14 protein-coding genes are annotated in these 18,896 nt (G+C 65.4%); 7 read left to right on the plus strand and 7 right to left on the minus strand.

Translation table 11 applies throughout. From position 1 onward, the window contains the following. The first annotated feature begins 8 nt into the window (after positions 1 to 8). The 4 genes from AB0H61_RS22165 (at position 9) to AB0H61_RS22180 (ending at position 8,323) form a co-directional block, all read left to right on the plus strand. Positions 9 to 2,129: a hypothetical protein gene (locus AB0H61_RS22165; RefSeq protein WP_357307402.1), complete on the plus strand. Its 2,121-nt coding sequence runs from the start codon at positions 9 to 11 to the stop codon at positions 2,127 to 2,129. 24 nt (positions 2,130 to 2,153) lie between these two features. Continuing rightward, entirely contained in the window at positions 2,154 to 5,606 is a 3,453-nt protein-coding gene (locus AB0H61_RS22170; RefSeq protein ID WP_357307404.1) for a hypothetical protein, read from the plus strand. After that, complete coding sequence (locus tag AB0H61_RS22175) at positions 5,606 to 6,898, plus strand: discoidin domain-containing protein (RefSeq protein WP_357307406.1); 1,293 nt, start codon at positions 5,606 to 5,608, stop codon at positions 6,896 to 6,898. The genes AB0H61_RS22170 and AB0H61_RS22175 overlap by 1 nt, the downstream gene beginning before the upstream one ends. 69 nt (positions 6,899 to 6,967) lie before the next feature. After that, on the plus strand, positions 6,968 to 8,323 hold the full coding sequence (locus AB0H61_RS22180; protein WP_357307408.1) for a hypothetical protein: 1,356 nt from the start codon (positions 6,968 to 6,970) through the stop codon (positions 8,321 to 8,323). A gap of 237 nt (positions 8,324 to 8,560) precedes the next feature. On the opposite strand, the gene AB0H61_RS22185 is transcribed toward AB0H61_RS22180, so the two are convergent. Together AB0H61_RS22185 and AB0H61_RS22190 are read right to left on the minus strand one after the other, a co-directional pair. Beyond that, the gene (locus AB0H61_RS22185; RefSeq protein ID WP_357307410.1) at positions 8,561 to 9,658 is read right to left on the minus strand and encodes a hypothetical protein; all 1,098 of its coding nucleotides are present in this window, start codon (positions 9,656 to 9,658) and stop codon (positions 8,561 to 8,563) included. A gap of 168 nt (positions 9,659 to 9,826) precedes the next feature. After that, the gene (locus tag AB0H61_RS22190) at positions 9,827 to 10,783 is read right to left on the minus strand and encodes an alpha/beta hydrolase (protein WP_357307412.1); all 957 of its coding nucleotides are present in this window, start codon (positions 10,781 to 10,783) and stop codon (positions 9,827 to 9,829) included. Between the two features lie 133 nt (positions 10,784 to 10,916). Here AB0H61_RS22190 and AB0H61_RS22195 point away from each other — a divergent pair, with 133 nt between their 5' ends. Continuing rightward, a complete protein-coding gene (locus AB0H61_RS22195; protein WP_357307414.1) occupies positions 10,917 to 11,081 on the plus strand; it encodes a hypothetical protein in 165 nt (54 codons plus the stop codon). Here the strand turns inward: AB0H61_RS22195 and AB0H61_RS22200 are convergent. The 3 genes from AB0H61_RS22200 to AB0H61_RS22210 form a co-directional block, all read right to left on the minus strand. Beyond that, positions 11,066 to 13,471 carry an excinuclease ABC subunit UvrA gene (locus AB0H61_RS22200; protein ID WP_357307416.1) on the minus strand — a complete coding sequence of 802 codons (2,406 nt, stop codon included), beginning with the start codon at positions 13,469 to 13,471 and terminating at the stop codon, positions 11,066 to 11,068. The two genes, AB0H61_RS22195 and AB0H61_RS22200, sit on opposite strands and share 16 nt — an antisense overlap. Positions 13,472 to 13,753: 282 nt before the next feature. Further along, positions 13,754 to 14,167 (minus strand): VOC family protein, encoded by a 414-nt coding sequence (locus tag AB0H61_RS22205; protein ID WP_357307418.1) that lies wholly within the window; start codon positions 14,165 to 14,167, stop codon positions 13,754 to 13,756. Positions 14,168 to 14,187: 20 nt separating this feature from the next. Continuing rightward, positions 14,188 to 14,622, minus strand: coding sequence for a helix-turn-helix transcriptional regulator (locus AB0H61_RS22210; RefSeq protein ID WP_357307420.1), 435 nt, complete (start codon positions 14,620 to 14,622; stop codon positions 14,188 to 14,190). A gap of 222 nt (positions 14,623 to 14,844) precedes the next feature. Here AB0H61_RS22210 and AB0H61_RS22215 point away from each other — a divergent pair, with 222 nt between their 5' ends. Continuing rightward, the gene (locus AB0H61_RS22215) at positions 14,845 to 15,273 is read left to right on the plus strand and encodes a phage tail protein (RefSeq protein ID WP_357307422.1); all 429 of its coding nucleotides are present in this window, start codon (positions 14,845 to 14,847) and stop codon (positions 15,271 to 15,273) included. A 420-nt stretch (positions 15,274 to 15,693) separates the two neighbouring features. Continuing rightward, positions 15,694 to 16,179 carry a hypothetical protein gene (locus tag AB0H61_RS22220; RefSeq protein WP_357307424.1) on the plus strand — a complete coding sequence of 162 codons (486 nt, stop codon included), beginning with the start codon at positions 15,694 to 15,696 and terminating at the stop codon, positions 16,177 to 16,179. Between the two features lie 321 nt (positions 16,180 to 16,500). Here the strand turns inward: AB0H61_RS22220 and AB0H61_RS22225 are convergent, their stop codons facing one another. Beyond that, positions 16,501 to 17,361, minus strand: a complete 861-nt coding sequence (locus AB0H61_RS22225) for a haloalkane dehalogenase (protein ID WP_357307426.1) — start codon at positions 17,359 to 17,361, stop codon at positions 16,501 to 16,503. A gap of 333 nt (positions 17,362 to 17,694) precedes the next feature. After that, positions 17,695 to 18,714, minus strand: a complete 1,020-nt coding sequence (locus AB0H61_RS22230) for a toll/interleukin-1 receptor domain-containing protein (RefSeq protein WP_357307427.1) — start codon at positions 18,712 to 18,714, stop codon at positions 17,695 to 17,697. Positions 18,715 to 18,896: the final 182 nt, after the last annotated feature.

Here is an 18,896-nt window from a genome sequence, read left to right on the forward strand (position 1 = left end):
GGATCGACATGCCAACCACCACACACCGCACACGATTCCTCGACCACCGCATCCCGTCGCTGTACACGGGCCGCTACGCCCTGGCCGTAGAGCAGAAGATTGAGACCGTCGCCCCGCTGCCGACCCGCGACCAGCGATTCGACGTGCGCACCCAGCGTTTCGCGCTCGGCGACTCCGAGGTGCAGGCCTGCTACCCGGTGCCGGGCGGTGTCGGGAAATACAGCCAGCTGCTGCCGCACATCACGCTCGATACCCCCGGCCTGCCGTGGGCGATGCTGCCCGCAGGGGAGGACGACGGCAGCCCGTGGATATTCCTGCTGGTGTTCCGTGCGGGCGAAGTTGCGGACGACCCCCAGGCGATCGGTGAGGTCACCGTCTCCACTGTCGCTCAACTGCTCGACGGGCAGGCCGGACCGGGTAAACCGCCCGCCATCGATACCGGCAGCCTGCTCGACGGCGAAGCCGAAATGGCCTGCCGCAGTATCCACATCCCGGCGGATCTGTTCACGAAGCTCCGCCCGACCTTCGCGGAGGCGGCGCTGCTCGCCCACCTGAGGGAAGGAGGGCGACCGGACGCCGACCACGTGCGCGGCGCCGACCCGGAGCCGAATCTCGACGAGTGCAACGCGGTCGTCGTCGCCAATCGTTTTCCCGCCGCGACCGCCGCACGGCACGTGGCGCATCTGGTCACGGTGGAAGGATTCGAGCCATACCTGCGGGACACGGCGGCGCCGTCGGAGGGGCTTCGGATGGTGTCGCTGTACACCTGGACGTTCGAAACCCTCGATGACAACGGCATCGGGTTCGGCGATCTGGTGGCGAACCTCGCCTCGGAACCCGATCTCCAGCTGTGCCTGCCGGTGCCGCCCGGTGAGCTGGATGCCGATGCGCGGCAACGGCTTCAGAGTGGCGCGACGGTGCTGCCACAGCGCCTGGAATCGGGAGAACGCAGCATCGCCTTCTATCGCGGACCGTTCACCGCCACGCCCGCGCAGCCGCTTCCTGCCCCGCGCGAACCCAGGCTCGATTCCGGCGGTGAGGCGCTGATCTACCTGAAGCAGTCCGGTGTCTTCGACACCGGCTACGCCAGCGCCTTCGGCCTCGGCCGCACGGTGGCCTTGGCCGACGCGCCGTTCCGGAATCGGCTGCTGGAATTCCGCAAAGCGGCCAGGCGGGCCGCGCGCCGGGCGGCCGCGCATCCGGAGCTGATCGCGGGACGCGCGGTGAGCGAGGCGGGAGCGGCGTTGCACGAGAGCCGGGTGCGCACCGCCTTCGATCATCTACTCGAGTCGAGGCTGCCGCTGGCACTGGCGCGCAGCGGGGCCGAGCTGGCCACCGCGCCGCGCCGCCCCGCCGCCGCGGCGGTACGGGGCAACGGCGCGCTGTCGGCTCTGTCGGCGGACGCGCTACGCGTCACGGTGTCCGACACCCACACCAGGGCGGTGCTGCGGTCGGCTGTCCGCGACCAGCTGGATCCGGTGCAGGAGTGGCTGAACCGGCTCGCGACACTCCAGATGGTGCCCTTCGATCACCTCGTCCCCGACCCGAGAATGCTTCCGCCGGAGAGCATCCGGTTCTTCTATGTCGATCCGGATTGGGTGCGGGCCGCGGTCGACGGCGCGCTGAGTGTCGGGGTCGGCCACACGCTGGACGAGGACCTCAACGAGCTGGCCGCCGCGGTACCGAATCCGCCCGCCTGCGGGGTGCTGATCCGTTCGATACTGGTGCCGAACTGGCCGCGTACCCGCTACACCGCGTTCCACGGTGAGACGGAACTGGAGCCACTGCATCGCGTGATGTTCGGCAGCAACGTGCTCATGCTGCTGTACCCGGACACCCTCGACACCTTCACCATCGCCGAAGCGCCGCAGGGCATCCACTTCGGTATCGGCGATCTCGGCACCATCGACCTGCGCAAACTCAGCGGCGTCGTCGGCGAGTACATCGAGGAGTTTCCCGACCCTCCGGGGTTCGATAAGTTCCTGCGGCCCTCCCACGACGTGCTCGACATCGAGGGCGCGCTGGCGCCCGCGCTGGCCGCTGCCCACGAGTTGCCGACCCTGTCGCCCGCGCAGTTCGCGCTGCAGATGTTCAAGGCGCCGCAATTGCAGACCTTCGCCCGCCCCTGATCGACGCTATCCGGAGGGATTCTCATGCCCAACGACACTCTGATCGTGCCGGTCGAGGTGGCGGCGTTCGCGGTGAACGCCCGGACCCGCGACGCCGACGGCAGCTATGTCATCCAGCGCTGGACCTCGAATTTCGTCCCGTTCGTCAACGACAACGCCGCACCGGAACCCGCGCCGTTCGCCGGGCCCGAGCAGTGGACGGGCGACCCGTCCCGTCTCGGCGTGTACCTGCACTGGCAGTTGCCGGAGGCACTCAGCGAGGGTCTGCAAGACGAGGAGACCGGCGAGGTCGGCGACTTCCCGCTGGTGCCCAATCGCTGGCTGGTGGCGCGCCGCTCCAACGGCGGCGTGCGCGCGTGGATCGTGCACAGCGACTACCTCGACTCCCGCGAGGGGGCGGTGTCGTATCTCGACCCCACCACCGACACCGCGACCGCCACCAAGATCGGCCGACTGGTCGAGCTCGCCACCGGCAGCCCGTGGCAGGAGCCGGGCGGCGAGCAGTTCCTCACCGCGATCGGGCCAGGTCTCCTGACGTTCTCGGTGTTCCAGCCGTACAACAAGAACGTCTTCTCCCTCCACGACACCCTCGACGACCTCCATCCCGACAACGACGACCGGCTCAGTTACTTTGTCGCAGGCTGGTATTCGGACCCCGACAGCGACATCCTCGTGGTCGGCGACCATGCCGACGAGCGGTTCGCCGACCTGATGTCGCGGCTGGAGTGGCAGCTGGCCGCGACCTTCGGCGAGCCGCGGCGCTCGGTCTACACCGGCAGCGCCCTCGGCATCGACTGGCGACCCAACGGCGGCGTGTATCCGTCCGCGATCCCACACACCAATGAGATCGCGGTGGCGATCGGCAACAGCGCGGGCGAGGCGGCGGGCGAACTCCAGGAGCAGTCGGGCGGTTCGAATGCGTTGAGCGAGAAGGATGCTCAGCTCTATCGCGCGTTCACCCTCGGTGTGCTCGACGAATACGATCGTGCCGACGGCGAGCTGTTCCCCGAACGCGCCGCCCACGATTCCGGATTCGGGCCGGTACCGGGCGGGTTCGTGTGGCGCACCGTCGACCGCGGCGGCGAGGACGCGCGGGCCGCGCTGTCGGTCGCCGAACTCGCCGCCGAACAGCGACTCGCCGCCGAGGTCACCGCCGATTTGAACGGCCGCCAACGCGATCTCGACACCGTCGAACGCGAACTCGCAGGCGCGCAGCAGCGGCTCTACGTCCTGTGGGCGCTGTCGTGCGACCCGCAACCACCGGCGGATTACGCGCCGGGCATCCTCCGGCAACTCGATCCGACGCGGGAGAACTCGGCGGCCTGGCGGGTGGCGCAGCTGTCGAACCAGGTCGCGGCGCTGCGGGACGAGATACCGTGGGACACCAAGGCCGACGCGCTGGCCGCCAAGGCCCGCGCCTATGCCGCCGAACACGGTCTGCGCACCGGTCTCGAGCTGCAACGTGTGCCCCTGGCCCCGTTCGAACAGCACGCCGACCCGGTGCTGATGCTGCAGGGCGCGAACCTGAGCGCCCCGCTGACGCGCGGCTCCGACCTGCCGTGCCGGGTCGAGGAGCGACTCGTCACCAAGATCGGCGCCATCACCGCCGACACGGTGGCCGCCGAGGTCGCGAAGGTGAACGTCACCGGCCTGCCTGCGCCGATGTCGAAGCTGGTCACCGAATTCTTTCTCATCGACCAAGCCCGCAAAACCGGTGCGAGCCTGAATAATCCGACCGGGACATTGCCTGAGTACGGCACCGATCCGTGGGAGCAGCCGTGGCAGCCGCTGTACCTGCAGTGGGAGGTCGAGTACACGGCCATCCCGTTCGTCGAAGCAGGCCAGGAACGCTTTTCCTTCGACGGCAACTACTACCGCTGGGAGGGCGAGGGCCACCTGAAGCCCGCCGTCACCGTAAGCGGCCGCCAGGTCCTCATGCCCACCAGCGGCTACGACCAGGACGGACAGCTCGACAGCTACGCCAACGGCCGCACCGACCTGCGCGCCGACGTGCTCGCCGCCATGCACGAACAACTGACCGACCTGGACCAGCTGTCGCAGCGACTGGACGGGCTGAGCACCGCCGTCGGGCAACGTCTTTCGATGGTCAACCGGGCCCCCACCGGCGACATCGCCGGAATGATCGGGACCGGTGCCGGAGCATCGCCGGATGGCGGCGCGCGGCCGGTCTTCGAATGGGACGACTGGCCGGACTCCGACTTCCAGGAATTGCGGTCCGGGCAGCTGCTGTTCATCCGGCTGTCGGTGGTGGACCGATTCGGCCGTGCGGTCAACCTCATCGACAATCCGTTGCATTTCGATCAGCTGCGCAAGCCCGATTCCATGACGCCGAAGTACGCCGTCGGTGATATCCAAGTCGACCGTTACGTGGAACTCGGCCCCCGGCTACTGCAACCCGCCCGGCTGCGCTTCGACTTCCTGTCCGCACGGTCCGACGACGACGCCGAACTCACTCCCGGCGCGAATCCGGTGTGCGCGTGGCTGATACACAACCGGCTGGATCGGTCCCTCGCCATCTATGATCCCGAGGGCCATGCGCTCGGCGACCTGCGGCGGGTGCTGTCGGCGTCCGGCCAGCAGATCGTCGCCTGGACCGCGCTCCCCGGCTCACCGGTGGCCGAATTCGACGATCTGGCAACGGAATACCCGCACGTCCACCGGTACCTGTCGGTGATCGTGCAGAAGGGCCCCGACGTCCTCGACGCCGTCCGCGACATCGTCGACCGAACCCTCGCCTCCATCGACCCCGACGGGCCGGAGGACTACAGCCTCGGCTTCCTGCTCGGCCGTCCGCTGGCCCTGGTGCGCGCCCGGCTCGACCTGGAGCTGTGCGGACCGGTCCGCACCGACGTCACCTGGCCGCGTGTGGTGAATCCGCCCGCGCCGCAAATGCCCTCCTACCGGTGGAACGTCCGCCTCGGCGAGGCGGTCCAAACCGACGACGGACTCATCGGTTGCGTGATCGACGAGGACTACGAGCATTTCGAAACGGTGCTGGACAATCCGGACAACTCGGGCGGATATCTGCGACCCATCGATGTCGGCGAGCGCCTGAAGCTGGCGTTCGAAGGCGACAGCAGCGCCACCGTCACCCTACTGCTCGACCCCCGCGCCGCCGTCCACGCCACCACCGACATCCTCCCGGTGTCCTCGGTCGTTGTGCCGCAACGCTTCACCGACGCCGCGCTGGCCGCCATGGCGGTGAACTTCCGCGCGGGCCCGCTGCTCATCGCCCGCACCGAAACCGGTGCGGTCACGCTCCCCCAGCCCACCACCGCCACCGGCACGTGGTCGTGGACCGAAGCCGTGGGCGCGGAGTGGTCGGAGTTCCCGATCGTCGTCCCCGACCCGGCCTCGCTGCCCGTCGGCATCGATCCCGAAATTCGTTCCGGTTTCCTGGTTCTCGAAGACGCCGCCCAATACAGCCGTACCAGCAACCAGCGAGGAGCGCGATAATGACAATTGTCCGGGAGTACCTCGTTACCGAGACCGAACAGGTCACCAGCAGCGCGCCACTGTATTTCGAGTTGACCACCGATCCGGACCCGGTGCGCGTCTCGCCGTCCAGCGGTGACCCACAGCGCGCCGATGTCATTCTGGTCGGCAGTCGACGCAGCGGACTCGGCATCGAATGTCGCAAGATCACCATCACGGTGCCGACCGGAAACAACTCACCCGATCTCACGTCCGACATCAACAGCATCGCCCCGCAGATCAGTCTGAAGGATTGGACGCCACGCACCGACGCCGCCGCCAAGACGATCACCTTCACACCGTCGTCGGGCGCCGACATCATCGGCCGCGATGAGGGTGTCACGATCCAGCTGATGGACGCCCGGATCAACACCCAGGTCGGCAGCGCCCCGTTGCGCATCGAAATGGAGTGGCGGGAAGCCGGTTTCGATGATCCGTGGGAGACCGGGATCGCCACGATGAGCATCGGCAAGTTCCCGGCGGACTTCGTCCTCGACAACTTTACCGCCGAGCAGCCGATCATCGACAACGGCGATTCGGTGCGGTTGTCTTGGGTGGCGCAGGGCGCCTCGTCGGTGAAGTTGCTGTACGACGTCGCCGAGGTCGATGTCACGAACAAGACCACGTGGACGGTGCCGAACGTCACCGGTACGACGGTGTTCTATCTGCGCGGCACCGTGCAGGTCGGCAACAACACCGTCGAACGTACGCTCATGACCACCGTCACCGTCCGCATTCCGGACCTGGTGATCGGCAATCTCGAGATCCAGGGCACGATGCGGATGGGCAGGCCGCAGTCGGTGAGCCTGAGACAGAATCTCGAAGCCGAGCCGGGACACCCGGTGGAGGACATTCTCGATGGATCGCTCGATACCTACTTCCTGACCAAGAACAGAATCTTCGGTGGCCCGCTGATAATCGTCGACCGGGGATCGCGATCGCTGATCACGTCGGTGGACCTCTGGTTCGGTGATCACGCCGGAAACTTTCGGCCGCGGCAGGGAAGGGTGGCGGTGTCCGCCGACGGTAAGCAATGGACTGCGCTCGGTGGTGGGTGGGCCGACAACGCGACCGAGTTCCGTTGGCAGGCTGGCGCAGGGGAGTCCGTGAACGCCAGGTACATCAGTGTCGAATCGACGAGTACCCACGCGTGGAACGGCATGGCCATTCGGTCACTCGAGGTCGTTCCACCGGCTGCGCCGCTGATTCTCGACTACGACGCAGCGGATTTCAGTGTGCCGGTGATCGCCCGATCCGGAATCACCGAGCCCTGAACCGATTCGGATTCACCGCTTGACGCCCGATGCCGTCCGACCGATCCCAGCGACGAACGAGGAGAACGAATGTCGATCATCGGCCAGTACTCCGCGACCGACGGTGTGCACGTGAGCTCCAGCGCACCACTGTATTTCGAGCTGAACACGGATCCGGATCCAGTGCGTATCTCGCCGTCCAGCGGCGATCCGCAACACGCCGATTTCGTGTTGGTCGGCAGTCGCCGCAGCGGGAAGGCTATCGAATGCCGCAAGATCACCATCACGGTGCCGACCGGGACCAACTCCGCCGATCTGACACCGGATATCACCAGCATCGCCCCGCAGATCAGTTTGAAGGAGTGGACGCCGCGCACGGACCCGGCGGCGAAGACGATCACCTTCACGCCGACAACGGGATTCACCGTCATCGACCGCGACGAGGGCGTCACGATCCAGTTGATGGACGCGCGCATCAACTCGGTGGTCGGGAGCACGATGCTGGCCATCGCGATGGAGTGGCGGGAGGTAGACGGCGACGGTGCCTGGGAGACTGGAAGCGTCGCGATCAACGTCGGCAAGTTCCCGCCCGACTTTCGTCTCGAGAACTTCACCGTCGAACCGATGATCATCGACAACAGCGGTTCGGTGAAGCTGAAATGGGAGGCCAGCGGTGTTTCGTCGCTGAAACTGCTGTACGACGTCGCCGATGTCGATGTCACGAACAAAACCACCTATACGGTCTCCAACATCACCCGGACGACGGTGTTCTATCTCCGTGGCACCGTCCAAGTCGGCAACAACACCGTAGAGCGGATCCTGTCTGCCTTCCTCACCGTCCGGGTGCCGGATCTGGAGGTCAGGCACTTGACTGTGCGCGGCGATCTGCACATCGGGAATGAGACCGCGTTGTCGGTCTCCGACGGATTCGAGGCGGCACCGGACCATCCGCTCGAGCACATGTTCGACGGCTCGCTCGGCACCTATTACCTCAGCGAATCGCCTATTTCGACCTTTGCCGGATGGATCGTGGTGGACAGAGGAGAGAACACGCCGCCGGCGACCTCCATCCGAGTCCGCTTTGGTGATCCATCGGGGAACCATCTACCGCACGCTTGTACGCTGCAGTGGTCTCTGAACGGAATCGACTATCAAAATCTGGAACAGGCCGCCAATGATCCGAAAGAGATCAACTACACGGAGCACTCGGGCCTGGTAGCGCGCTACTTCCGGCTCGGAATCTTGACTGATACTTCGGCCAACCGTCACCTGGCCATCCGTTCATTCACGATCATCCCTTCGACCCCATTGCGAGTGACCAGTACGTCCACTGTGTTCGGAGTGCCGGTCTATGCGGCGGATGGAATCGCCGATTCCACCAGAGGCACCGATTCGCGCATGACGGATCACTTCGACACGCCTGTCGGACAGCCGGTTTCGGAGTAGCGCGGTGGATCCCCCGGCTCCGCAACATGCCGCTTCCCTCGGGCCGGGAGACACCGTGTCCAGTGATCTCAACTGCTGTGCCAAGTCCTTCGGCATACCGGAACGAGTGACGATGGAGTAGTCGCTGTCCAGTCGCATGCCGACATCTGCGCCACGACCATCGGTATTGCCGCCACCGTTCTCACCCACCTGCGCTGACCCACCACACAACCTGTTGCGAGGCCACACCAGGTGTCACTAACCGCGTGCTACGGCGACCGTGCCCGCTGCCGCCTGCTCGGCCGTCTCGATGGTGCACCGGCCGAGGCCGCACGCCGTTGCGACGCCGTAAGCAGTTCGGCCGGAAGCTCTTTCGAATAGGGCAAGCGCCTGTGCACTACCTTCGACCGAGTCCGGTGACACGACACCGGCGATTACCCGCCAGTCCGGATCCAGCCTGCTCAGCGCGGCGTAGAAATCGGGGTCCAACGGAGCCGGGTCGGCACCGTATGCGCAGGGAATATGCACCGCAGGCAAGGGGATGCCTCGCTTATTCAGCAGTCGCGCAGTGTGATTGAGCAGTATTACCGCGGGGTCGAGACTGCGCGGGGTCAAGAGACTCTTGTGTTGATAGTCGCCGAAGCACAGGTGCACCACCGTCTCGGCTCCGATCTCGTGCATCCGCCCGAGAATGCCCGCCAGCTGCCGCGCGACCAGCCTGCCGACCGCCCACTGCGAGTGCAGCTGCTGGGCTTTGACCATGCCCAGCAGTGCGATGGGCGACTCCAGTTGCCAGACAACACGATCACCGTGCCTGGCGATGACCTCTGTCATCTCCTGGAGCACGGCCTCGGTGAACACCGGCAGATGCCGAAGCGCAGCCACCACGAGATCGGAGCGCCGCAAAGCCGGCCCGACCGGAAGCCCATCGGATACCGCCGCACCCGCGAAGACGAACATTGCGAGATCCAGCGGATTAGGCTGGCTTATCTGGATTTTCGTCTCGGTCGATAACGGGCGGTCGCGCCGCAGCGATTCGAATGCGGAGACGACTTCACCGATCCGCTCATCCCGGTTCATCGCTACATGCCGCGGCTCCAATACCCGGCCGGACCGCAGACCATAACTGGGGAAGTCGCTGTAGTCGGCGAACTCCCCCGCCCGCACGACCTCGAATACGTCGGCATGATCCTTGCGCGCGTGCAGGTACTGGAGGATCCAGTCGGGGTCCAGGTCGCAGGGCACCGCGGTGACAGGCCAGCCCTCACTACGATCGACAAACCATTCCATGACGGCGCGATCACCCGTCATCAGCTCCTCGGGCAGCGAACCGACGTAGTGCACGTATCTGGTCATGCATGGCCCCTTCCGAATCCGCATGGATCCACGAGCAAAACCCCAGCACACGACTCACTGCCAGCCCTTGAGCATACGCGAAATAGACTGCTCGACACCGGCTTTCGATGACAGATCGACCGATCGACGGGAAAGGTATAAGCCGCTGCCGATCAGGTGGGAACCGGACTACGCGACGACCGTGAGGTGAGGGCCTTCAATCCTGTCGGTGCCGCCTACCCGGTTCATCAGGCGAGCAATCGCCTCGGCAACCTGCCTCGGCTGCTCGAGAATCACCGAGTGACCGGCGCCCTCGACCATCACGAAATCCGAGTAATCGACGGCGGCGGCCATCGCGACGGAATGCGACGGCGGCGTCATCAGGTCGGCGGAGCCGCTGAGCACCAATGTCGGGATCCTCGACAGAAGCGGAAGCGCGTCGGTTTGGTCATAGGCCATGAACGCGCTCAAGAAACCCGCCATCGTCACGATCGGGGTCTGGTTGTGCATGGCGTTGGCAAGGGCCAGCACCCCAGGGCTGACCTTGCGATCGCCGAATTCGGCGGTACGGATGATCGGAGCGAAGACCTTGCAGCCCACACGCTTCGCGTGCTGCATCATGCCCGGAGCATGTCGGACAGCAGTCTGGAATACGGAAACGACCGGGTTGCGCAGCAGACGGCCGAAGCCGGCGTCGGCGAGCCCGCTCGCAGCCGTCGCGATGAGTGCGACGCCGACGATGCGAGTACCGATCTCCTGGGGGTTCTGGCTGACGTAGGTCAGTGCGGTCATGCCGCCCATCGAATGGCCGACGAGCACGACGGGCCCGGTGGGGGCGACAGCATCGAGAACGTCACGCAGATCGTGGCCGAGCTGCTCGAGGTTGTAGGTCCGCCGAGACGCCGCGGCGGAGTCGCCGTGGCCGCGGTGGTCGTAGCAGACGATCCGAGCGCCGGCGTACTGGCGCAGCAGTGTGCTGCGGACGTAGGACCAGGAGGCGGTGCGCAGGCAATGTCCGTGCAGGAGGACGACCGTGAGGTCCGCATTTCGTGGCCCGTATTCGCGAACCGCGAGTGCCACGCCGTCTCGCGTCGAGACCGTGGCACGCCGTTCCGCCGAGGCGGCGATTGTGCTGGTGATCGACATTGGAGGCTCCGGTCTGCTTGCGGTGACTTCTCCAACTGTCCGCCGCATCGACCACCGGTATCAGGCCCCCGAGTGCTGGGGTCGGTCCCCCAAGGGGTGAGCAGATCACCACCAAGGTTGGGGTAGCACCGAGGTGACGTCCTCCGCGCCGAGCGCGTCGAACTCCCCCGATGCAACGAAACCGGCACCGATAGTCCAGACGCATGCCAGTCGCCTGGACCATCTCGACGCCCACGAGGCCGCCCCGCTCGGCGTCAACCACGCGACGATCGTCGCCGACGGTCAGGCGCCGACGTAGGCCGAGAGGTGCTCGCCGGTGAGGGTGGAACGGTCCGCGACGAGGTCGGCGGGAGTGCCCTCGAAGACGATCTTGCCGCCGTCGTGACCAGCTCCGGGGCCGAGATCGATGATCCAGTCGCCGTGCGCCATAACCGCCTGGTGATGCTCGATGACAATGACCGATTTGCCGGAGTCGACAAGTCGGTCGAGCAGACCGAGCAACTGCTCGACATCGGCGAGGTGCAGTCCGGTGGTCGGCTCGTCGAGAACGTAGACGCCGCCCTTCTCGCCCAGGTGGGTGGCCAGCTTGAGTCGCTGCCGCTCGCCGCCGGACAGTGTGGTGAGAGGCTGGCCGATGGTGAGATAGCCGAGCCCCACGTCGGCGAGCCGCTCGAGAATGGCATGCGCGGCAGGTATGCGCGCCTCGCCGGAGCCGAAGAACTCCTCGGCCTCGGCCACCGACATCGCGAGCACCTCGCTGATATCGCGGCCACCGAAGTGGTATTCCAGCACCGCCGCCTGGAACCGTTTCCCCTCGCACTCCTCGCAGGTGGAGGCGACACCGGCCATGATCGCCAGGTCGGTGTAGACGACGCCGGCGCCATTGCAGGTGGGGCAGGCGCCCTCGGAGTTGGCGCTGAACAGTGCGGGCTTCACGCCGTTGGCTTTCGCGAACGCTTTGCGAATCGGGTCGAGCAGTCCGGTGTAGGTGGCCGGGTTGCTGCGCCGCGAGCCGCGGATGGGCGTCTGGTCGACCGACACCACCTCCGCCGAGTCGGGGACGGATCCGTGGATCAGTGAGCTCTTACCGGAGCCGGCGACGCCGGTGATGACGCACAGCACCCCGAGCGGGATGTCGACGTCGACGTCCTGGAGGTTGTGCGTCGTCGCGCCCCGGATCTCCAGTGTTCCGGTGGGCTTGCGCACCGTCTCCTTCAGTGCGGCCCGGTCGTCGAAATGGTTGCCGGTAATCGTGCCGCTGGCCCGCAGCCCCTCGACGGCGCCCTCGAAGCAGACCGTGCCGCCCGCCGATCCGGCGCCGGGACCGAGGTCGACGATATGGTCGGCGATCACGATCGTCTCCGGCTTGTGCTCCACGACCAGCACCGTGTTGCCCTTGTCCCGCAGTCGCAGCAGCAGATCGTTCATCCGCTGGATGTCGTGCGGGTGCAGGCCCGCGGTGGGCTCGTCGAAAACGTAGGTGACGTCGGTGAGCGAGGACCCGAGGTGGCGGATCATCTTGACGCGCTGCGCCTCACCGCCCGACAACGTTCCCGCGGGCCGGTCCAGCGAGAGGTAGCCCAGCCCGATCTCGACGAACGAATCGAGGGTGTACCGCAGTGAAGTCAGCAGCGGCGCCACCGACTTCTCCTCAAGGCCGCCTACCCATTTCGCCAGGTCGCTGATTTGCATCGCGCACGCGTCGGCGATGCTGATCTTCTTGATCTTCGACGACCGGGCTTCCTCGCTGAGCCGGGTACCGTCGCATTCGGGGCAGGTGGCGAAGGCGACCGCCCGCGCCACGAAGGCGCGGATATGTGGCTGCAGTGCGTCGACGTCCTTGGACAGCATCGACTTCCGGATCCTCGGGATCAGGCCTTCGTAGGTCAGGTTGATGCCGTCGACCTTGATCTTGGTCGGCTCCTTGTAGAGCAGATCGTTGAGCTCTCTCTTGGTGAACTTCTTGATCGGCTTGTCCGGATCGAAGAAGCCGCAGCCGCTGAAGATCCGGCCGAACCAGCCGTCCATGCTGTAGCCGGGGATGGTGAGCGCACCCTCGTTGAGGGATTTGGTGTCGTCGTACAGCTGGGTCAGATCGATATCGTTGACCGAGCCCCTGCCCTCGCACCGCGGGCACATGCCGCCGGTGATGCTGAAGCTGCGGCGCTCCCGCACGGTCTTCCCGCCGCGCTCCACCGTGACCGCGCCCGCTCCGCTGATCGAGGCCACATTGAAGGAGAACGCCTGGGGAGAGCCGATATGCGGCTTCCCGAGGCGACTGAAAAGGATGCGGAGCATCGCGTTGGCGTCGGTGGCGGTGCCGACCGTGGAGCGGGGATCGGCCCCCATCCGCTCCTGATCGACGATGATCGCGGTCGTCAGCCCTTCGAGCACGTCGACCTCGGGCCGCGCCAGCGTCGGCATGAAACCCTGCACGAAGGCGCTGTAGGTCTCGTTGATCAGCCGCTGCGACTCCGCGGCGATCGTGCTGAACACCAGCGAGCTCTTACCCGAGCCGGAGACGCCGGTGAATACCGTCAGGCGACGCTTCGGGATCTCGATGCTGATGTCCTTCAGATTGTTCACGCGTGCGCCGTGCACCCGGATCAGATCGTGGCTGTCGGCATCGTGCAGCTCGGGCGACTGCGCGGTCGTCCGCTTCGTGCCCGTCCTCGTACGCGTGCTCATCATGTCTCCTCTGTGTGGCGGGGCCGCCTTCGTAGTCACCGTCGACGGTGCCGGGTTCGATCCAACCAGCTTCGATATTCGTGTTCGCCGGTCTGGTCCCGGCAGCGGACCGCTGTCTGCCTGATCGCGGCCGGGTAGCACGCCCCGCCGAGACATCGGCCATTCCACGACCGCCGCGCATCAGCGCGCGGTTCGCCGACGCACCGGCCACCCACACCTCGCGTGTCATGGGTGAGCCGATGTTCGGTGTGACGACGGTGAGCGCTGCGGTCGTGCGACGGCTCAGCGCAGTTGCTTGATGCGGACCATATTGCCCGCGGGATCACGGAAGGCGCAGTCGCGAACCCCGTACGGCTGTTCGGTCGGCTCCTGGACGACCTCGGCGATATCGCTGGCCTGCAGCTTCTCGAAGACGCCATCGAGGTCTTCGGTAGCCAGGTTGATGGCGGCGTAGGTGCCCTTGGCCATCATCTCGGCAATGGTGCGCCGCTCCTCGTCGGTGACGCCGGGGTCGGCGCCCGGCGGGTGCAGGACGATGGAGATGCCGGGCTGATTGGTGGGACCGACCGTGATCCAGCGCATTCCGTTGTATCCGACGTCGTTGCGGACCTCGAAGCCGAGAGTGTCGCGATAGAAGGCCAGGGCGGCGTCCGGATCGTCCTGCGGGAGGTAGGTCTGGTGAATGGTGATGTCCATGCAGATCACGATAAATGTGGCTAGGTGACCCGTGCTTCTCGATTCCTGATCGGTCTGGTGACCTGCTTCGCCACGCAGGATGGCATCCCCGCCGTCGCTTGCTCCGCCTCCCGCTTGTAGGTGCTGGGCGGAACACCCACCAGTTCGGTGAAGCGAGTGCTGAAGGTGCCCAGTGACGAGCAGCCGACCTCGAAACAGACCTCGGTGACGCTGAGGTCACCACGACGCAGCAGCGCCATCGCGCGTTCGATGCGCCGCGTCATCAAATAGGCGTACGGCGATTCGCCATAGGCGAGCTTGAACTGGCGACTGAGGTGCCCGGCCGAGATGTGCGCGTCGCGAGCGAGCGCCTCGACGTCCAGCGGCTGCGCGTACTCGCGGTCGATGCGGTCGCGGACGCGGCGCAGCCGTGCGAGGTCACTCAGGTGCTGTGCGGCATCGGGTCTGCTTGTCACCCATAAGATCGTGCCATAACGCCGATCTGCCCGATCGCGGCTGGCGAGATGTGCCAGTTCTGCTGCGGCTCACCATTGATGTCGGGATGATATGTGACGTGGGTATCACGCCCACGCGCCCGGCCGGAGTTCGTTGTGTTGACCATCAAACAGACGACGGCGCGAAAGTCTCGTATTTCAGGAGCGAGGACTGTGTAGCGCCCCGACAGGTGAGGAGTTCCCATGTCTCTCGGCGACACGATCAGTGGATACACCTTCGGCATCGAGCTGGGAAAGTTTCAAGTAGAAACTATTCCGCAGGTGAACGGTCTGTCGATCGGCCTGGATGCGGTGGCGGTCGAGCAGATGACTCCGGACGGTCAATTGCCCATCAACTATGCACAGGGTGGCGAAATCACGATCACTCGCGGGCCCGACCGGAGCAAGGCGTTCACCGACTGGATCGAGACGACGTTGGTCAAGCGCGATATGGATACCGCTCGCCGGGATATCGCGATCACCGTCCTGGATTGGGATATGCCGGTCAGGCGGATCCACCTGCTGGGCGCATGGGTGTCGGATCGGCGGGAATTGCCGCCGGCCGGAGCGGAGGGGTCTGCGACCGAAGAGGTGACGATCACCTACGAGGAGAGCAAGATCGAGGACATCTGAGCCTCGTCCGGCATCGAGCCGAAGGACCGGCTGTGGTGGTCCAACCACCACAGCCGGTGGTAAGAGAGGGTTTGCCGCTCTCCGGGGCCGGGCGCGCAAGCCTCACCGAGCGATCCCGGACGGGCCGCCGTGAGGTCGGGCGCGATGTCGGCGATCATGTCTTCCTACTCGCTGACGAGCCCAACGCGCCCGACCTCGGCGAACCGCGTTCGTACGCCGATTCATAAGTGGCCGAGGACTTTTCGGCATGACGCAGGAAGCCTGCACACACCCCCATGGCCCCGGCAAAGTCGTTGGGTAGGTCTGCGATCCGGGAGGATTCGGGCGGAGATACGCGGGGTCGGGGCTCGCATGAGTCCGGCTATTGTCGGTCGCGTGACGGATCGACAGGAACGACACAGCGGGGATCTCGCTCTGCCCATGGCCTTGGCCGCGGTGCTGGCAGTCGGCTTCGAGTACGAATACAACGACGAGACGGACGAAGTGCGCGACTGCGATTTCGAAATATATGAACAGTTCGAGGCGCCGGACCGGACAGCATGGTGGTATCGGCTGTGGACCGGGAATGAGCACGCGGACGGTTCCGAGTTCCGGTTCTTCGGAACAAGCGGTGCGGGCGACTACACCGGTTTTTGGCTGGTGCGCCCAGCAGTGGCGATCGAACAACAGCCAATCATCTATCTCGGCTCTGGAGCCCGCAACCCACCGAACAGTTCCGCGCGATCGCTATGCGCCACGCCCCTGGACGCGAAGTTCCGCCGCCGCAGATCGTGGAAGCTGCGGCCACCGAGTTCCCGCACTTCTCCGAGTACATCGACGCACAGTGCCGGTGAGAGTGCTCATTGCCCAAGGGCCTCGACAAAGCCGAGTTTCAGCATGTCAGCAGTAGTTCGGCGGGCCGGTTGAAGTCGCGGGCGTGTGCCGACGCGCGGCGGCGATGTCGGCGTGTCCGGTCCCAGATTCGGCACCGGCATATCCCCGCCGAACCACCGCGTCAGCGATCCCGACGAGTGTCTTCCTCGGCCGCGAACCACAGGTTGTTGCGCGGCACGAAGATCAAGGCCGTGATCCCGAGCGCGCCAACCTCGCCGTAGCGGGTGCTGCCGCTTCCACACCGTGTGCGACGGCCCGAACACCTCGGGCAGATCCCACCACGGCATCCAGTGCGCCGCCGGTACGGGATGCCCGCGACGACAAGGTAATTGGTCCGGCGTTCATCGATCGTACTCACGGGAACCGCTTCGCGATCGCCGCCGCGATCTCGTCCGGTGCGTGTTCCTGAATGAAGTGCCGCGCGTGCGGCAGCTCGACTACGTCGAGATCGGTGAAGGCGGCACGCATTCGCGGAATACAGGCGTTCGGACGGAACACCATGTCCCGCATTCCCCACACCAACAGGGCCGGCTTGTCGCCGAGCAGGGCGGGCACATCTCGGGCGAGTTGGTCCAGCAGCGGGCGTGCGGCACGAATTTCCTTGGGCGTCACGGCGAGCGCACACCGGGCTTCCGCGGTGGGCTGCACCATGCGATAGTGGTCGGCCTCGGCCGCGGTGAGCTCGTGCCCCAGCTCTGCGAGCAGGACGCGCTCGACGAGGAAATTCTTTTCGAGTATCCGCCGCTGCATCGGACGGCTGCTCATGATCATGCTGAACGCCCGATTAGCCATTGCTTCGATCGGCCAGAACACGGTGTTGCCCAGCACGATCCCCCGCACCCGATCCGCGCGCGCAGCGACCGCGCCCAGACCAATGGGTCCGCCCCAATCCTGTCCCATCAGAACGAAGCCATCGAGCTGCAGGTGATCGATCAGCTCGCCGAGGACCGCGGTGTGCTCGGCCACCGTATAGCCGAAACCCGCGGGACGTTCGGACAATCCGAAACCCGGATAGTCGACGGCGATACACCGGTACCGGTCGCGCAGCTCCTTCACGATGTGACGGTAGAGAAAACTCCACGTCGGAGCGCCATGACAGAACAGCAGCGTCGGCCCGGCACCCTCATCGATGTAGTGAACCCAGCCGACGGACGAGTCGAACCAGCGCGACTCGAAAGGGTACAAACTCCCGTCGGGAACGAAATCAATCAGCATTGCCCCTCCTCCGATGCCAGGCTACATGCCGTGCCCCCAAGCACGCGGTAGCCCTCCACCGAAATGGCCGTCTCGGTGCCGGACCCGCCGCCGTGCTGCTGCATGATCGAAGTACTCAGTAGGAGACTCCCTAGCGCAGTCCGATCAGCCTCTGCCGCGTCGGCAGCTGCGCGAAGCGAACCGGGGTCGCATGCCGCGAATGCTGATGTGGGACAACGCCTCCACAGTCGGGCAAGGGCGGGGCGGCAAGCCGCATGCGACCGATGCGATCCGGGGAGCATTGGGTATCGCGACGGGATCGGGTGCCGCACCCGTCCGCCGCACGTACCGGATCTACGCGCGGGAGGCATCGGGAGGTCCGGCAGTCGTCGGGCCCGTGCTCGTCACCGAGATTCGGACACCCGCGTGCGACAGTGGTGAAGCTGGGATCAACTCTTCCACTCCCCCGCGGCCCCACGTGCCGAGCAGGGTTCCGCAGTCCGTTCGGGTGTACGTGACGGTGTAATCTCTTCCCTCGAATGACACGGATCTGTCGCTGTGGCGCCACGTCCCCGGCGGATAGTCGAATACCTGGTGTCCGATTACCGTCTGCATAGTCGGAACGTCTTCGGCGGCGTCGATGGACGCGGTTCCATAGTATTTGGACCCATCGGGATTCCTGCCGCGAACGAGGTACCCGCCTTTGATCGAATAGCGTGACTGCCAGTCGCAGGCACGCTTTGCGGTGGGGAAATTCGCCGGAGATCCCGGTGGCATACCGTATCTGTATGCCCGGAACCCGGCGCTGTCGACATGCCCGAAACTTGCCGCATGGAAAATCAACGCTACCTGGAGCCTCAGATACGTTGCGCCGATGGAGAAGTCGTCATCCGATATAGATAGGACCACCGGATGTATCCGGGCGAGTCGTGCAGGGACTTCGCAGTCTTCGAGCTTGATCGGAATAATCAGGCCGCCGCCGTAGGTTTGCCCTCCCCTCGTCATGATCCGTGAAATATGTTGGTTGACATAGTCGTTCTCGAGACCGTTCGAACTCAGAAAGACAACCATGGCATCGGAATATCGAATGGCCTCCCGCACGCCATGATCCGAGTTCTGGCCGACGAGTAGCGAATCCTCATCCAGCCATGGTTCGAACCCGTCCAGCGCCAACAGCTGGAACAGTTCGCGGACGATCGGCCTGTCCGCACTGGAATGCGCGAGGAACAATCGATGTCCGCTTCGCTCGGTCTCGGCCTCGTACCTACGCGGCCGTGTCCCGGTGCCACGAACTTTTCGCGCTGTTTCGATGTCCACGGAATCCGGTGAGTCGCCCGGGTCATACCACCCATCCTCGCCGACCGGTGAAGTCATTCGCCGAGGGGATTCGGGACCGAGTCGCGGGGCCTTCCACGCTTCCCGTCGCAGGGCTTCCCATGCATCGGGGCTGAGAGTCCGGAAGCCGCGCTTCCTGGTTCTCGCCTTGTCCGAAAGATATCTGACGATTGCCGCAAGGTCTTGGCCGTCCCGAGGGACCCTTGCCGATTCGGCCGGAT

Source organism: Nocardia sp. NPDC050710, from assembly GCF_040654375.1.
Classification (GTDB): Bacteria; Actinomycetota; Actinomycetes; order Mycobacteriales; family Mycobacteriaceae; genus Nocardia.

Coding starts and splice junctions, on each gene's coding strand:
- AB0H61_RS22205 (WP_357307418.1), bottom strand. CDS start 14,167: ATGGACATCACCATTCACCAGACCTACCTCCCGCAGGACGATCCGGAC.
- AB0H61_RS22230 (WP_357307427.1), bottom strand. CDS start 18,714: ATGACTTCACCGGTCGGCGAGGATGGGTGGTATGACCCGGGCGACTCA.
- AB0H61_RS22185 (WP_357307410.1), bottom strand. CDS start 9,658: ATGACCAGATACGTGCACTACGTCGGTTCGCTGCCCGAGGAGCTGATG.
- AB0H61_RS22190 (WP_357307412.1), bottom strand. CDS start 10,783: ATGTCGATCACCAGCACAATCGCCGCCTCGGCGGAACGGCGTGCCACG.
- AB0H61_RS22180 (WP_357307408.1), top strand. CDS start 6,968: ATGTCGATCATCGGCCAGTACTCCGCGACCGACGGTGTGCACGTGAGC.
- AB0H61_RS22215 (WP_357307422.1), top strand. CDS start 14,845: ATGTCTCTCGGCGACACGATCAGTGGATACACCTTCGGCATCGAGCTG.
- AB0H61_RS22225 (WP_357307426.1), bottom strand. CDS start 17,361: ATGCTGATTGATTTCGTTCCCGACGGGAGTTTGTACCCTTTCGAGTCG.
- AB0H61_RS22200 (WP_357307416.1), bottom strand. CDS start 13,471: ATGAGCACGCGTACGAGGACGGGCACGAAGCGGACGACCGCGCAGTCG.
- AB0H61_RS22165 (WP_357307402.1), top strand. CDS start 9: ATGCCAACCACCACACACCGCACACGATTCCTCGACCACCGCATCCCG.
- AB0H61_RS22175 (WP_357307406.1), top strand. CDS start 5,606: ATGACAATTGTCCGGGAGTACCTCGTTACCGAGACCGAACAGGTCACC.
- AB0H61_RS22220 (WP_357307424.1), top strand. CDS start 15,694: ATGGCCTTGGCCGCGGTGCTGGCAGTCGGCTTCGAGTACGAATACAAC.
- AB0H61_RS22170 (WP_357307404.1), top strand. CDS start 2,154: ATGCCCAACGACACTCTGATCGTGCCGGTCGAGGTGGCGGCGTTCGCG.